Below are 14696 nucleotides of genomic sequence, written 5' to 3' on the forward strand. Positions count from 1 at the left end.
GTTGGCTCACATGTGAACATATGCACGATTATCCGTAATCGCTTAACCGCGAATTAACCTTAGCGTCTAAATTGGCCAAGTTATACACATTTCCCACAGCTTTTCCACATTAGCAATTAACCGAAGTTATCCACATGCTGTGGATAACTTCTTGATAACTAAGTTGCTTTAAGCCAAAGCGTGATTGTTTCACGGGAAACAATAGAACATATTTGCGACCCAGAGGTCAAATTTAAGTAAATTGCTGCTCTGAGCAGATTGAGGTATCATGACGAACAAAATCGACACGAGAAGTCGAGAGTTTTTGGCAAAAGAAAAAACATTGATCTTGATGGAGTAAAACGGAAAATGACGTTTAGCGATGAGCAGTTATCTGCGCCTTCCGAGCGATGGATGCGTTTAGATTTACATATCCATACGCCCGCATCTGAAGATTATGCCGAACCTGAGGTAAGTTATCTCGATATTTTACGGGCCGCCGCCGCCCACCAACTTGATATTATTGCCTTTACCGACCACAACACGATTCGCGGCTATGAGCAATTTCGCGATGAGTTAGCCTTACTCGAACGCTTTGTGCAAGCCGACCGCTGTACGCCCGAGGAGCGCGAACGCTACGGCGAATATCAACAATTGCTGGCTCAATTGACTGTGTTGCCAGGCTTTGAATTTACCAGCCACTATGGCTCGCATATTCTGGCCCTGTTTGCCCCAACCACGCCGCTCAGTGTGCTCGAAGCTGTCTTGTTGCAATTGGGCATTCCAGCTCAAGAATTAAAGGCTGGCTCGTGCTCAATCTCCAACACCAAACACGTGACCGAAGCCTATGAGATTATCAATCGGGCTGGGGGCATCGTGATTGCAGCCCACGTTAATGCCCATTCTGGCGTGGTCAGCGAATCAATTCGCTTTGGCAATAGCGGTCAATCTCGCGTTGCTGCAACCCAAAGCCCCTATTTACACGCTCTCGAATTTGTCCATTTCTACGCTTCACACGAAAGCTACCTCAGCCCAACCTTTTATAATGGCCAACATACCTACTACGAACGGCCAATGTTCTGTATTCAAGGCTCCGATGCTCATCGCATCAGTCGCGCCGCTGCCGACGACCAAGAAAGCAAAAAACTCTATGGCGTTGGCGACCGCTATTTCGAGGCGCTCTTGCCCGAAGCCTCATTCGATGCCTTGAAAACCTTGTTTACTAGCAAGCAAATCGATAAGGTGCGCGTGCCACGCCGCGACCAAAAGCAATGGGAGATTGATAACGTGCGACTGAATGGCGATTCGCGCCACTTAATTGCCCGTCCGGCAACCGAGGAGTATCTGGCGCAAGTTTGGCACGATGTGGCAGCGCTTGCCAACGCTGATGGCGGGGTGATCTTAATTGGCACCGATGGCGAGCAAACTGTCTCAGCAAGCAGCATCAGCGAGCAAATTAAGCAGCTTGTGGCCCAACACCTCGACCCGCAACCAAACCTCAGCCTCGAATTAATGCAATATCAAGAACGCGATGTTGTGCGGGTTGAAGTTAAGCCCGATGAATTGCCACCCTATGTTGCAAGCAATGGCGCAGTGTATGTGCGTCGCGACGATCAAACGCAGGTCGCCAACCGCGAAGAATTATTGCAATTGTCCCGCCGCGCCTTGGTTCGCAGCATGATGTCGCCACTTGATAATGGTGAAGATCTGGAATTGCCACGTTCAGGGGTCGAAATTGTGAGCGAGCAAAAACGCAACTCAGTTTGGACCTACGAAGTACGTGATTTGCGCACCACCACCGGCGTTGAACGCGATCGCGCTCAAGGGTTGTGGGCTTATGCCATCTCACGCCACGAAGAATTGCGCGATGCCAAAATCGATCTCAATGAAGATGTGCGTTGGTATGGACGGCTCGGCGTTTGGCGCACCTTCCAGCAAGGCAATCGCACCAAATACGATCTGATTCATCGCGATGCCTCAGGCGTAATCGACCATATTTTCTATGGCGTTTCCGAGTGGGGGCTTGGCGAAGGCTGGCGCTCGCTGCTCGGCATCAACGATAGTTTTGCAGTTGATGCCAACGATAACGACGATCATGCACCAATCAGCGCGCCACGCAGCTTTAGCCCACCAATCGACGATGCAGAAGCTGACAACGAAGATAATTGGCTGCCGTGGGGCGACCGTAAATATCGTTGGAAGGGCCGTGGCGGCTTATGGCGCATCTATGGCAACGACGAAAAAATGCGCTTTGACCTTGCCATGAAAAACAAAGAAGATGAAGATTTCCAAACCTTCAACGATGTAACCCGCGCCAAATTGACCGAAGCATGGCTCAATTTGATTCGGGTCAAGCCGCCAACCACAGGCATCGAAGTTGTCGCCATGGAAGAAAGCGATTTTGGCCGCTCCTTCCGCTTCCGCAATTTGCGCAGCGGCGAGGTTAGCGACCCATGGCGCGATTTGGATCTTGAGCAAGGTACGGTGCGCGAATATGCTGCCCGCATGTTCCTCGAAGATCTGCCAATCGACGAGGCCTCGGTGCGCTGGTGGGGCAATATTGGCTATATGCGGCCAATGCGCTCACAAGTCGATCTCGTCTATCGCGATGAAGATGGCGTTGACCATATTTACTATGCTGCGCGCCGCGAAGAGCTGGAAAACGAATGGCGCGAATTGCTGGAGCTGTGGGACGATGAGTAAGCGTTTGCCGGTGGTAGTTGGGGTTAGCGGTGCGAGCGGTGCGGCACTAGCCAAACGGGTAATCGAACGCTTGATTGCGCTCGAACACCCAATTGAGTTGATCGCCACCTCCTCAGCACGCATCGTTTGGCGACAAGAACAAGGCGAAGCTTGGGCCGAAGCAGTTACTGCTTGGCAAGCTTCGGGCCTAATCACCGAGCATAATCCCAATAATCAGGCGGCAACGATTGCCAGCGGCTCGTATCCGGTCTATGGCATGCTGATTGTGCCATGTTCGATGGGCACGGTTGCAGCCTTGGCTGCTGGCCTCGCCAACAATTTGCTGTTGCGCGTGGCCGATGTCACTCAAAAAGAGGGACGGCGCTTAGTCGTCGTCCCGCGTGAAACTCCGCTTTCGAGCGTGCATTTGGAAAATATGTTGCGTTTATCGCAGCGCGGCGTGCGGCTCGTGCCGCCGATGCCCAATTTCTATGCTCGCCCGACCACGGTTGCCGAAGTCGTCGATTTTGTGGCCGCCCGCGCTTTAGTTGCCTTGGGGCTAAGCCCTGAGCTTGATAGTGACCAGCAATGGGCTGGCTTGGAGCTTGAATAATGTCTGTCTTGCCACAATCTGATGAGAAAGCAGTCTATGTCAACGCCATGTTCACAGCCATTGCCGAGCGCTATGATCTGATGAATCGGCTGATGACCTTTGGGCTGGATCAAGGCTGGCGACGTTGGGCAACCAAACGCATCAAGCAAACCCAAGCCACGTGGGCCTTGGATGTTGGCTCTGGCACTGGCGATTTTCTGCCGATTTTGCAACGCGCCATGCCGCAGATTGGCGTGGTTGGGCTGGATTTTACCTTTGCGATGATGGCGGCGGGCCAAGCCAAGCGCGATCAAGATACAACTGAGCATAGCTTTGTCAATGGCGATGGTATGCACTTGCCATTTGCCGATGAATCGTTTGATATGGTGACGACTGGCTTTGCCATGCGCAACATCGTGGATATTCGCCAAGGATTTAGCGAAATGGCGCGTGTTACTAAGCCTGGCGGCAAATTGGCATGTTTAGAAGTTGCGCGGCCCAAAAATCCCTTGGTACGCTGGGGCCATCAATTCTATTTCAACAACATTGTGCCAATTATTGGCAGCATCGTTGGCGGCAACAATCGGGCGTATACCTACTTGCCCCAATCAGCATCAATCTTCCCCCAACCACCCGAGCTAGCCCAAATTATTGCCGAATGCGGCTGGCGCGACGTGACCTGGAAGCAATTGGGCTTGGGCGCAGTTGCCGTGCATATCGCCACCAAATAAAAACCTTGCGAGGAGAGATGTTTAAGACCTCAGCGCCTGAAATTAAAAAAAGCCTGCTGGATTCGTAAAGAATCCAGCAGGCTTTAGGTTGTCTGCCAAAAAAGTTGAAACCTAGGCAGCGCTTGGAGCAAATTGGCGTTCTTGCTCCATTTCGTAGCGCGCCTTCAAGATATTTTGAATCTCATCTTCGGAAATTCGCCAGCCACGCCCAAGTTGATACGCGCCAATCAACTTTTTGCTCACCCAACGCCGCACGGTATCTTCGGAAAGCTGCATTAATCCGGCGGCTTCTTCGATTGAATAATCATGGGAACGCATATGCGCCTCCTCTAGATAGCTCATCGTTAGAATCCACCACATTGGGGTTCGTTGCCACCGTTGGCATAGACCTTACTATAGCATAAAAAGATTAAGCACCTGTTATGCAAACTACACAAAAAAGCGCTTAATCGCTTGGCACTATTGCACAGTTTGGGCTAAAGTTTTTTTGTAAAACTCCATAATTTGGTCGCCAATGACTTGCCAGCTATAGCCTTTGGCCTGTTGGCGATTCGATTGGCCAATTTTTTTGCGTGCTGCTGGGCTGGCGATAAAGCTGGCAATTGCCCCAGCCATCGCCCGTGGATCGCGCGGTGGCACAGCTAAATTACCTGGATGATTGACCAAAACGCCTGCATAGCCCGCATTAGCTGCTGCCACGACTGGCAAACCAAGCGCCATTGCCTCGACAATCACATAGCCAAAACTTTCTTGGCCAATCGCTGGTGCACAAAAAATATCGGCGCTTGCCATTAAATGTGGCAAGGCCAAATCGGTCACATAGCCAAGCCATTCCACATTGCTCAAATTCAATTGCTTGGCTAAGGCCTGCAACTCCTCGCGCAACGGCCCATCGCCAGCAATCACCAGCCGCAGTTGGTTGGGATAATCTTTTTGTAGCAAGGCATACGCGCGCAGCAAATACTCCACACCTTTGCGCTGTTCCAAACGGCCAAGCGTAAAGAGGGTAATTTTATCGTCATCATATTGGCGCAGGCGGGGCAAGTTGGCTGCATCCTCAAAGCGATCAAGATTGATGCCGCTCGCAATTACCGTATATTCATCTTGCTTGCCAAAAATTGCCTGCGCCGTCTCCATTGCTGCTTGCGAACCAGCAATTCGGCCATGCACATGGCGAAAGAAATCGGGCAAGATATGCTTGGCCATGCGCAAAGCCTGCAATTTCCACGCTTCATCAACCCGATTATGAAAGGTCGAGATATGGCAAGCCTTGGAATTTGCCAAAATTCGCCCGCCCATCGTTGGCGAGTGCAAAGTCTGAATATGCAAAATATCGCAGTTCTCGGCCTCTAACAGCTCGCGCAACCGTCGATTTGATTCAAGGCAAATGGGCAACGAAGTATTCGAGCCGCTGCCATAAGTTGGCAACGAAATACCCAAAGGAATAATCCGCTCGGCCAATTTGGCGTTATCAAACTGGCTGCCACCAGCAAAAATCACCACCTCGTGGCCTAGGCTCTCAAAATAATGGTACAAACCACGAATATAGACCTGAATGCCACCAATGCGGTGCATGTGATCATCAAAGACAAAGCCAATTTTCATAGTGCAACCTCAACACAATTCTGGTTCAATCTTCGTCACGATCGCCAAAATGTCAAGCAGAAACGTTAGGGATTAGGGGGCAGGTGTCAGGGATCTGCAACCGCGAAGGACACGAAGAGCACGAAGGGGAAATGGCTTTGAGCTATCGGCTTTGGGGCTTCTGCCTTTTGATTTTTGATTTTTGCATTCATCCCTCATCCTTCATCCTTAGGTTACTCTGCGCCTCTGCGTTAAATTCTTATCCACGAAGAGCCACGAATGATATTCTGCTAGCTCCCGACCCCTAACCCCTAGCCCCTGACCCCTATGCTCTATGCTCTATGTTCTATGTTCTCTAGTCCCCAACCAATTGACATTCTGCTAAATTTGCTGCTAATTTGATTGACAAGCCCGAAACAGCGTGTTATGGTTTAGATATACCCCCCCTGGGTGGGGGGGTGATCAATAAGGAGTAAGCAATGAAAACCGAAAACTTCAACGTTCCAGGCATCTCATGCCAACACTGTGTCAACGCCATCAACAACGAAGTAAGCGCCGTGGCTGGGGTTCAGAATGTGGTTGTCGATTTGGCGAGCAAAACCGTCAAAGTTGAAAGCAACGCGCAAGTGAGCCGCGACCAGTTAGTGACGGCAATCAGCGAAGCTGGCTACGATGTTTCGCCATTCGCAAATTCAATTCCATTAAATTAGGGGCTTGTGGCTGGGTCGGGTTGCGCAGTCAGCCCGCCATCCCACTCACTGCGCCAGATCTGAAGGTATAGTTATGGATACAAAGACTCTTACGTTGCCAGTGACCGGCATGACCTGCGCCGCTTGTGTAACTCGCGTCGAACGTAATTTGAAAAAAGTAAGCGGCGTTGCTGAGGCCAGCGTCAATTTAGCTAGCGAATCAGCGACCGTTGCGTTTGATCCGGCGGCTGTTACGCCGACCAGCTTAATTGCAGCAGTCGAAAAAGGCGGCTATGGCGTAATTACCGCCGAACGCACCTTGCCAATCACGGGCATGACCTGCGCCGCTTGTGTGACGCGGGTTGAAAAAGCTGCGCGCAAAGTCGATGGCGTATTGGATGCAACGGTCAATTTGGCAACCGAAAGCGCAAGTATCCGCTATCTGCCTGATCAGGCGAGCCTCGAGCAAATCAAAGCAGCAATTAGCAAAGCTGGCTATGGCGTTATCGATACTGGCGAAGATGAGGATGCTGAGGATAGTGAAACTCAAGCGCGCCAAGCTGAACTCAAGCGCAAACGCACCAATCTGATGGTGGCGCTCGTGCTGGGAGTGCCATTGATGATTCTCTCGATGATGCATGATTTCAGCCTGATTAGCCCAATTTGGCTGGGCAGCGCTCGCGATATGGGCGATATGGGCCATCATATGCCAGCGTTCTACAACCTCTGGCCATGGCTGTTTGGCCTGATGGCAACTCCAGTTGTGTTTTATAGTGGCCGCGATTTTCTGCGTGGAGCATGGGTTAACCTCAAGCATGGCAGCGCCAATATGGATACGCTGATTGCGCTTGGCTCGCTGACAGCCTATGGCTTTAGTTTGGCGGTTTTGCTGTTCAAGCTCAGCGGCCACGTCTACTTTGAAACCGCCGCCATGATTGTGGCCTTGATTTTGGTTGGTAAATATCTCGAAGCCAAAGCCAAAAGCGCCACTTCATCGGCAATTCGCGCCTTGATTAATTTGCAACCACCAACTGCGCGGGTTTTGCGGGGCGGGGTTGAGGTTGAGTTGGCAGTGGCCGAGGTTCGAGCTGGCGAGATTGTCGTTGTGCGGCCTGGCGAGAAAATTCCGGTTGACGGCGTTGTGACGATGGGCCAATCGGCGGTTGACGAATCGATGCTGACTGGCGAATCGTTGCCAGTTGAAAAACGGGTTGGCGATAGCGTGTTTGGCGCGACGCTCAACAATGCTGGCAGTTTCCAATTACGCGCCACGGCGGTTGGCAAGGCCAGCGCTTTAGCCCAAATCGTCAACTTAGTCAAAGCAGCCCAAGGCTCCAAAGCGCCAATTCAGCGCCTAGCCGACCAAATTTCGGGCGTGTTTGTGCCGATTGTGATCGTGATTGCCTTGCTGACCTTTGGGCTGTGGTATTGGGTTGGTGGCGTTGGCTTTACCCAATCGCTGATCTTTGCCGTTGCTGTGTTGGTGATTGCCTGCCCATGTGCTTTGGGCTTGGCCACGCCGACGGCAATTATGGTTGGCACTGGAGTTGGCGCACAACATGGCATTTTGATCAAAAACGCCGAGAGCCTAGAGCGTGCCGTGCGCTTGCAAACAATTGTGCTCGATAAAACTGGCACGATTACCGAAGGCAAGCCAACCTTGACCAATATTCTGGCCTTGGCTGATGAGGCTAATTTGCTGAGCCTCGCTGCAACCGCCGAACGTGGCTCCGAGCATCCACTGGGCAAGGCGATTGTGCAAGGCGCAACTGCGCGCGGCGCAACCCTTGGCCAAACTACAAACTTCAAGGCAATTGTTGGCGGTGGCATCGAAGCCGAGGTCAATCAGCAAAAAGTTGTGATTGGCAGCCCGCGCTTGGTTCGCGAGCAAGGCTACGATTTGAGCGCTCTTCAATCAACGATCGATCAATGGCAATCCGAAGGCAAAACCGCAATGGTTGTGGTGGTTGATCAACAGCTTGCTGGCGTGTTGGCGGTTGCCGATACGATCAAAGCTTCTTCGCCTGCGGCAATCAAACAATTGCGCAATTTGGGCTTGAAAGTTGTGATGTTGACTGGCGATAATCAACGTACCGCCGAAGCGATTGGCCGCGAAGCAGGCGTTGAGCATGTGATTGCCGATGTACTGCCAGCAGACAAAGCTGCCAAAATCAAGCAATTGCAAGCAGAAGGTGGCTTGGTAGCGATGGTTGGCGATGGCGTGAACGATGCGCCAGCCTTGGCTCAAGCCGATGTTGGGGTGGCGATTGGCACTGGCACTGATGTGGCAATCGAAGCCAGCGATATTACCTTGCTGCGTGGCGATTTGGTGGGCGTGGCCCAAGCGATTGAGCTTTCGCGCCGCACCATGACCACGATTCGCTGGAATCTGTTCTGGGCCTTTATCTACAACGTGATTGGGATTCCAATTGCTGCGGGCGTGTTCTACAACCTAACTGGCTGGCAACTTTCGCCGCTCTTGGCAGCTGGCGCGATGGCCTTCTCATCGGTGTTTGTCATTACCAACTCGCTGCGTTTGAAACGGGCTGCCACATTGCCGAATGCTCAGCCTAGCTCAACCAACGAGCCGCTCCAACCAGCTCGCGCCTAATCAACAGCAACAGGAGCTTCATCAGTTGATGAAGCTCCTATTTTTTTAGCCCCAAGCACTGGCCAAAATGGCGTAGCGCCACCAAGCCCGCAAACGCGGATCTGCGCCACGCAACAGTTTTTGGCTTGGCAATAATGTTTCTAAAGCCAATTTGCGCCAAGTCTGCGGTTGCCAATGCCATTCAATTGCTGAATTAAACCATTGCTCGGCCAAGCGCAAAACTCCCCAAAGTACATGCGCCAAGCTCCAACGTTGAGCTTCGTGCCAAACTTGCTGCCAGTCGAATTCATAGGTTGCAAGCAAGCGATCAATATCAGCCAGCATACGGCCAATGCCAGCGCCAAATTGATTGCCAATCACCAAGTGATGGGCTGTGTGCAGCAGTTGGCTGATCGGCTCCAAAACTGGCAGCATGAATGATTGATATTGAATATGCTGAATCTGCCAAGCCGGATAGGCATGCAAGCTAGCCCAGCGCGACCAATGGCCAGCAAACAGCCACCAATGCAGTTCCAGCGTCGCGCCGTTCGCAGTTTGCAAGCGTACTTCGCCACCACTGCGCTGCTGTTGCGGCCATGTATTGATTGTATATTCGCTGAGGCCGTAGCCAGCAGCAAACAACACCGCGCAGGCACGTTGCAATTCATCGCGCCGAATCAAGAGATCAATATCACCCATTTGGCGCTGGCCAAGCGAGCGATAGATCGTTGGGGCGAAGGCCATACCTTTGAGCAACGCTACCTCGATTGATTCAGCCTTGAGCATATGTTGAATGCGCTGGAATTCTTCCAAGCGCAAATCGTTGCGCAAGGCTGCGAGGTAATAGCGTTCGCGCCAATGTTCAGCCAAGGCAGCTGGCAAGGCTTGTTGGCGCAATCCAAACCAGAGCAAGCCCTCGACCTCGTGATAATCAGCTAATGCTGCGAGCATTTGCCAATCGTTGGGGCCGCAGGCAGCGCATAATTCGGCTAAATTTGGCTGTGGCTGGCTCGACCACGCCGCTATCAACAACGCCAACGCAGGTTGGCTCATTGCTTGATTGATTCGCGCTGGTTGACCCACGGCGTTTCCAAGCGTAGCAATGGCGCATTATCAACGTTGGTCAGGAATTTATGGTTGTTGTAGGCTGAGTCGTAATAATCGCCAATCGTGCCTTTGCGCAAGGCTGCTTCGATTTCGCGCACGCCATCTTCAACTGTGTACTGCGGGCTGAAATTGAGCACTTTGGCAATTTTGGCGAACGAAACGCGATAATTACGCTTATCAACATCGCTGCCTTGCAACACCAACTCAGCCTCAGGAATCAATTGGCCAATTAATTCGCCGATTGCGCTGATCGTATAGTTTTGCGCATCCGAGCCAACATTGAAAATCTCGCCGCGCACCGCTGCCAGTGGCGCATTTAAGCTCATCACAACCGCGCGGGCTGCATCATCGGCATGGACAAATGGCCGCCATTGATCGCCGCCAAAGACCGTGATTTTGCCTTCGCGTACAGCTTTGGCGGTAAGCAAATTGACCACCAAATCAAAGCGTGGCCGTGGCGACAAGCCATAAATCGTTGAAAAACGCAGAATCGTGGGGGCAAATTGCTGGTCGGCCAAGCCCAACAAAATCGTCTCTGAATCGATTTTGGTTTGAGCGTAGAGCGAAACCGGATTGAGCGCCGAACGCTCGTCGAGCAATTCATCAGACGCGCCATAGACGCTACAGGTCGAGGCAAAAATAAAGCGCCGAATGCCATAGCCTTTGCAGGCTTCAGCCAACATTCGGGTGGCAATCAGATTAATTTCGGTGCTGAAATCTGCATCAATCGCGCAGGCTGGATCGCCAACAATCGCCCCAAGGTGAATCACCGCATCCATGCCAACCAGCGAGCGCACGACAGTTTCGATGTGGCGCATATCGCCATGCACAAACTCAAATTGCGGGTGATTGTACAACTCGCGAATCGCGCCATCGCCATACATCAGCGAGTCAACCAAGCGCACATGATAGCCTTGATTGAGCAAGCGGCGCAGCACCAACGAGCCAATATAGCCCGCCCCGCCAATTACCAACACATGCTTAATCGGCTGATCAGCTTTGGGCGTTTGACGTTCCAAGGCATCGACGGCGAGCACCACATTGCGCGCAATCCGAATACCAATAATCAACCCCGAGCTAAAGACCCAGCTCAGCACCACAACCCCACGCGGAACAAACGGCAAGAAGCGCAGAAAGAAAAAGCTAAATCCATAGGCAAGATGGGCTAAGGTGGTGGCTTGCAACAAGGTGATGATTTTGAAGCGCCGCGCATAACTGCGCACGTGATGATAAACCCCAAACATCCAGAGCAAGCCTAGGCCAAGGCTGGTCAATAACCAACTGGTGCTCAAAAATTGGTTGCGATAATCCAAAATCAAGCGTTCGGCTAAATGTGGCTCGTGCAGCACAATCGTGATATAGCGCACCACAAAGGCCAAGAGCAAGCCGCTATTAATCAAGATTGCATCGACCAACAGCCTTGTTGCAATTGCGCGTGAAAATTTCAAGGCAGTGCTCCTTTCCTAGTTGCAATAATTGGCTATAGGCTATGGGCGATAGGCTCTAGGAATGGTTTTGAGTGCCTATCGCCCATTTATTTGAGCCTTAACCTTGTTTTTTTGAAGCAAAGAAGCGTTTGGAACTCCCCAAAATAGCCCATAGCCTATAGCCTATAGCCAGAGCACTATTGGCTGGCGGCGATTTCCTCGCCATAGGCGCAAATCAGCTTGATTGCATTGCAGATGGTTTCGATTGTGTCGAACTCCATTTCGGAGTGCATTGGCAAGCTTAAACTGGCCTTTGCCAACCAATCAGTTTTGGGCAGGCTACCCTCGGCTGGCGCAAATTGGGCATAGGCTGCATGGCGATGAACTGGCGGATCGTAGTAGGCGCGGGTTTCAATCCCCTCGGCAGCCAGCGCTTGGCGCAGCATGTCGCGGCTCAAACCAAAGTAGGTTTCGTCGATGGTAATTGAATAATCTTTGTAGGAACAGCGATCGCTTGGACGCACCGCTTGAAAATCAATTCCAGGTGTGGCAAACAAGGCTGCCCAATATAAGGCTGCATATTGGCTGCGCTGGCGGGCTGCTTGCTCTAGTTGATCAAGGCTATGGCGGCCCATAATGGCGTTATATTCGGCCATGCGAGCATTCAGCCCAGCCCAATCGCTGCCATACTTGCCATCGTTGCCATATTCGCGGCCTGTGCGAATTTTGTGAGCCAATTCGTCGTTGTTGGTGGCGACAATGCCGCCCTCGCCAGCAATCAAGAGCTTGGTTGGGCTAAGGCTAAAACATTCAGCGGTGCCAAATCCGCCAACAGGTTGCCCGTTGTATTGTGCTCCAAATCCATGGGCTGCATCGAAAATTAAGGGAATGCCAGCCTCGTTGGCCAGCGCTTCAAGCTCGGCAATTGCTGCCGGATTGCCAAAATTGTGGACTGCAACGATTGCCTGAACCTCTGGCGTAAGCGCCGCCCGTACTGCCTTAACATCAATATTGGTCGTTGCTGGGTCGATGTCGACAAAGCGCGGGGTTGCGCCTGCCCAAATCAAGGCACTGACGGTTGCCATAAAAGTAAAGCTTGGCACGATCACTGGCCCGTTTAAGCCCAAGGCACGGTACGTTAAGGCCAAACCAGTTGTACAACTTGAAACCGCAATTGCATGGGCAACCCCGAGATGGTCGGCAACGGCTTGTTCAAAGGCAGCCAAATGTTGGCCCTTGGTGACCATTCCGCTAATTAATGTTTGCTCAACAGCTGGGGCTAAGGTTGCAAACTCAGGCAAAACAGGACGAACTAAGCGAATTGGCGACGTTGCCAAAGGCGTACCGCCAAGAATTGCAGGACGTAAATCAGCCATAAACGACACTCTTTCCTAGGTATGATTCACTTCAGGATAGCATAAACGCGCAAATGCTGGCTATCCCCTTTGGGTTTTGGGCAACGATTAGTGCTTTCGTTATGGGAGGTTATCGAATGAAGTTTTTTGTGCGCGTCGCGGCGATTATTATCCGCAATCAACAAGTGCTGGTGCATCGCTCTGAGCAGCAAGGCAGCAGTTATTGTGCCTTACCAGGTGGTCACCTCGAAGTGGGTGAGACGACCGAAGCATGTGTGGTGCGTGAGTTTGCCGAAGAATTTGGGGTGGCAATTCAGCTGGAGCGGTTGGTGTATATTGCCGAGGGCATGTTTATGGCTGGGCGCAAAAAGCCCAAGCCCAAACACGAAATCGTGTTTTATTACCGAGCGCACTTGCAAGATCCCATGGTTGTGGTGCGCTCTCGCGAGGAACCAACAATGTATGCCGATTGGCTCAGCCTCGATAGCAATTTGGCCGAGTTGTATCCCCAATGGCTGCGCTCGATTTTAGCAAGCGATTATCAGCACAATTGGCAAGATTGCCCACGCCAGATTATTGCCAATGAATTGATTCAGCCACCAACGACCATAATTCGCCAGCTTTATTCTGGCGATGGCAGCACAAAATCGTCGTCGCTAGGGGCTGGGGTTGATAATTCATAACGCATTACCATGGCCAACCGATCAATATCGCTAATCAGCACTTCTTGCTGGCCGCGAGCTTCGCTGACCAACATGCCGCTATCGCCAACTTTAATATCGTAGAGTGCTTGCGATTGCAACACAACCAAGCGATGATTGCCTGCGGAAATGAGCACTGGCACTTTGATTTTGTTGACCAACAAATCGCCATCAAGCAAAACCCGCGCCGTATTCGGAGGAGGAGTATCTACTATTGTCATAACCGGAACCCTCATTGCGTAATTGTGTCGCATCATACCATAAAGCTTTTTGGGCTTCGCAGGCCTGGATCCAAGTATCCATCAAACGGATCATGGGCTTTGTTTGTTCCCAAAGCCCTAAAAGCCAAGCCTTGGCTTTAATCAAGGCCAGCAAGCAGCTTTTAAGATTCCATCAAAAGTCTGAGGATGGGGGGCGGGTGCCAGCGGTTCTTTCAAGGGTAGGTTGTTACGATCCCCCTCACCTCAACCCCTCTCCCGTCCAACGGGCGAGGGGCTTTAATGGCGTGGTTGTTGCATGATTTGTAGTAAACATTGGTGCTCCCCCTCGCCCGCGTTTTCGTGGGAGAGGGGGTTGGGGTGAGGGAACGCTCCACCGCCGACCAATCGCTCAAAACCAACCCTTGTAAGGGCCAGGGGCTGGGGATCGGAATCCCGTGCTGTACCAACCATCTGTTGCCAACCCCAATGATTTCCGCTAGCCAAACGCCTAGAGCCTATAGCCTCATGCTCTTCGCGAACTTCGTGTTCTTCGTGGTTCCTGATCCCTAACATCTAACCCCCGATCCCCAAACATACCAATTCCAACAAAAGTCTTATAAATAGTCGTGATGAGTATGCTATAATACAAAGACCTCGAACGCAGAGGCCTACTACCTGGGGATGCTTGGTTTCGACAGGGAGGGCCGATCGTAAGTGGCAAGCCGAGACGCTGAGCCTCGTTAAATCGGCAACGCCATTAACTGGCAAAAACACTTTCCGCGCTCCTGTAGCGCTTGCTGCCTAATTAAGGCAACACGCCTCTACTAGCCTCAGCCCGATGGGCTTGTAGCGGCGACATTTAGTCGGGTCGCTCCCTTAGTTATGTCTGTGGGCTAGGGGCTAAGATTAACAGGCTGGTCGTGGCCCGCTTTGTCTATCGGGTGGTGCTACGATAAGATTTAATCAATAGACTACGCTTGTAGATGCTTGCGGTTTAACTTTTTGGACGCGGGTTCGATTCCCGCCATCTCCACCAAGATCAAGCAAATCCAGCCACTT

General features: G+C 51.8%; 12 protein-coding genes and 1 other RNA gene. 7 read left to right on the plus strand and 6 right to left on the minus strand.

What is annotated here, in order from left to right:
- The first annotated feature begins 348 nt into the window (after positions 1-348).
- Genes JOD20_RS04150 through ubiE form a run of 3 tightly spaced genes read left to right on the plus strand, consistent with a single transcriptional unit; the run spans position 349 to position 3984 of the window.
- Positions 349-2682: an RNA-binding domain-containing protein gene (locus JOD20_RS04150; RefSeq protein WP_204754052.1), complete on the plus strand. Its 2334-nt coding sequence runs from the start codon at positions 349-351 to the stop codon at positions 2680-2682.
- Entirely contained in the window at positions 2675-3274 is a 600-nt protein-coding gene (locus JOD20_RS04155) for a UbiX family flavin prenyltransferase (RefSeq protein ID WP_204754053.1), read from the plus strand. The genes JOD20_RS04150 and JOD20_RS04155 overlap by 8 nt, the downstream gene beginning before the upstream one ends.
- Positions 3274-3984: a bifunctional demethylmenaquinone methyltransferase/2-methoxy-6-polyprenyl-1,4-benzoquinol methylase UbiE gene (gene ubiE, locus JOD20_RS04160; RefSeq protein ID WP_204754054.1), complete on the plus strand. Its 711-nt coding sequence runs from the start codon at positions 3274-3276 to the stop codon at positions 3982-3984. Before JOD20_RS04155 ends, ubiE begins: the two co-directional genes overlap by 1 nt.
- A gap of 111 nt (positions 3985-4095) precedes the next feature.
- Here ubiE and JOD20_RS04165 read toward each other — a convergent pair whose 3' ends face one another.
- Both JOD20_RS04165 and JOD20_RS04170 read right to left on the minus strand, forming a co-directional pair.
- Positions 4096-4302, minus strand: coding sequence for a helix-turn-helix domain-containing protein (locus JOD20_RS04165; RefSeq protein ID WP_164689660.1), 207 nt, complete (start codon positions 4300-4302; stop codon positions 4096-4098).
- Positions 4303-4443: 141 nt separating this feature from the next.
- Complete coding sequence (locus JOD20_RS04170) at positions 4444-5589, minus strand: glycosyltransferase family 4 protein (RefSeq protein WP_204754055.1); 1146 nt, start codon at positions 5587-5589, stop codon at positions 4444-4446.
- Between the two features lie 458 nt (positions 5590-6047).
- Between JOD20_RS04170 and JOD20_RS04175 the strand changes: the two genes are divergently transcribed.
- Together JOD20_RS04175 and JOD20_RS04180 are read left to right on the plus strand one after the other, a co-directional pair.
- Positions 6048-6278, plus strand: a complete 231-nt coding sequence (locus tag JOD20_RS04175) for a heavy-metal-associated domain-containing protein (RefSeq protein WP_204754056.1) — start codon at positions 6048-6050, stop codon at positions 6276-6278.
- Between the two features lie 73 nt (positions 6279-6351).
- Positions 6352-8868: a heavy metal translocating P-type ATPase gene (locus JOD20_RS04180; RefSeq protein ID WP_204754057.1), complete on the plus strand. Its 2517-nt coding sequence runs from the start codon at positions 6352-6354 to the stop codon at positions 8866-8868.
- Positions 8869-8913: 45 nt separating this feature from the next.
- On the opposite strand, the gene JOD20_RS04185 is transcribed toward JOD20_RS04180, so the two are convergent.
- From JOD20_RS04185 to JOD20_RS04195, 3 genes are all read right to left on the minus strand, one after another.
- The gene (locus JOD20_RS04185) at positions 8914-9930 is read right to left on the minus strand and encodes a nucleotidyltransferase family protein (RefSeq protein ID WP_204754058.1); all 1017 of its coding nucleotides are present in this window, start codon (positions 9928-9930) and stop codon (positions 8914-8916) included.
- Positions 9897-11402: an SDR family oxidoreductase gene (locus JOD20_RS04190; protein ID WP_204754059.1), complete on the minus strand. Its 1506-nt coding sequence runs from the start codon at positions 11400-11402 to the stop codon at positions 9897-9899. The genes JOD20_RS04185 and JOD20_RS04190 overlap by 34 nt, the downstream gene beginning before the upstream one ends.
- A gap of 176 nt (positions 11403-11578) precedes the next feature.
- Positions 11579-12757, minus strand: a complete 1179-nt coding sequence (locus JOD20_RS04195) for a DegT/DnrJ/EryC1/StrS family aminotransferase (RefSeq protein ID WP_204754060.1) — start codon at positions 12755-12757, stop codon at positions 11579-11581.
- A gap of 116 nt (positions 12758-12873) precedes the next feature.
- Between JOD20_RS04195 and JOD20_RS04200 the strand changes: the two genes are divergently transcribed.
- Positions 12874-13419: an NUDIX hydrolase gene (locus JOD20_RS04200; protein WP_204754061.1), complete on the plus strand. Its 546-nt coding sequence runs from the start codon at positions 12874-12876 to the stop codon at positions 13417-13419.
- Here the strand turns inward: JOD20_RS04200 and JOD20_RS04205 are convergent.
- On the minus strand, positions 13359-13658 hold the full coding sequence (locus JOD20_RS04205; RefSeq protein WP_204754062.1) for a hypothetical protein: 300 nt from the start codon (positions 13656-13658) through the stop codon (positions 13359-13361). The two genes, JOD20_RS04200 and JOD20_RS04205, sit on opposite strands and share 61 nt — an antisense overlap.
- A gap of 656 nt (positions 13659-14314) precedes the next feature.
- Between JOD20_RS04205 and ssrA the strand changes: the two genes are divergently transcribed.
- Positions 14315-14673, plus strand: a transfer-messenger RNA (tmRNA) gene (gene ssrA, locus JOD20_RS04210).
- Positions 14674-14696 lie beyond the last annotated feature (23 nt).

The organism is Herpetosiphon giganteus, assembly GCF_016907925.1.
Classification (GTDB): Bacteria; Chloroflexota; Chloroflexia; order Chloroflexales; family Herpetosiphonaceae; genus Herpetosiphon; species Herpetosiphon giganteus.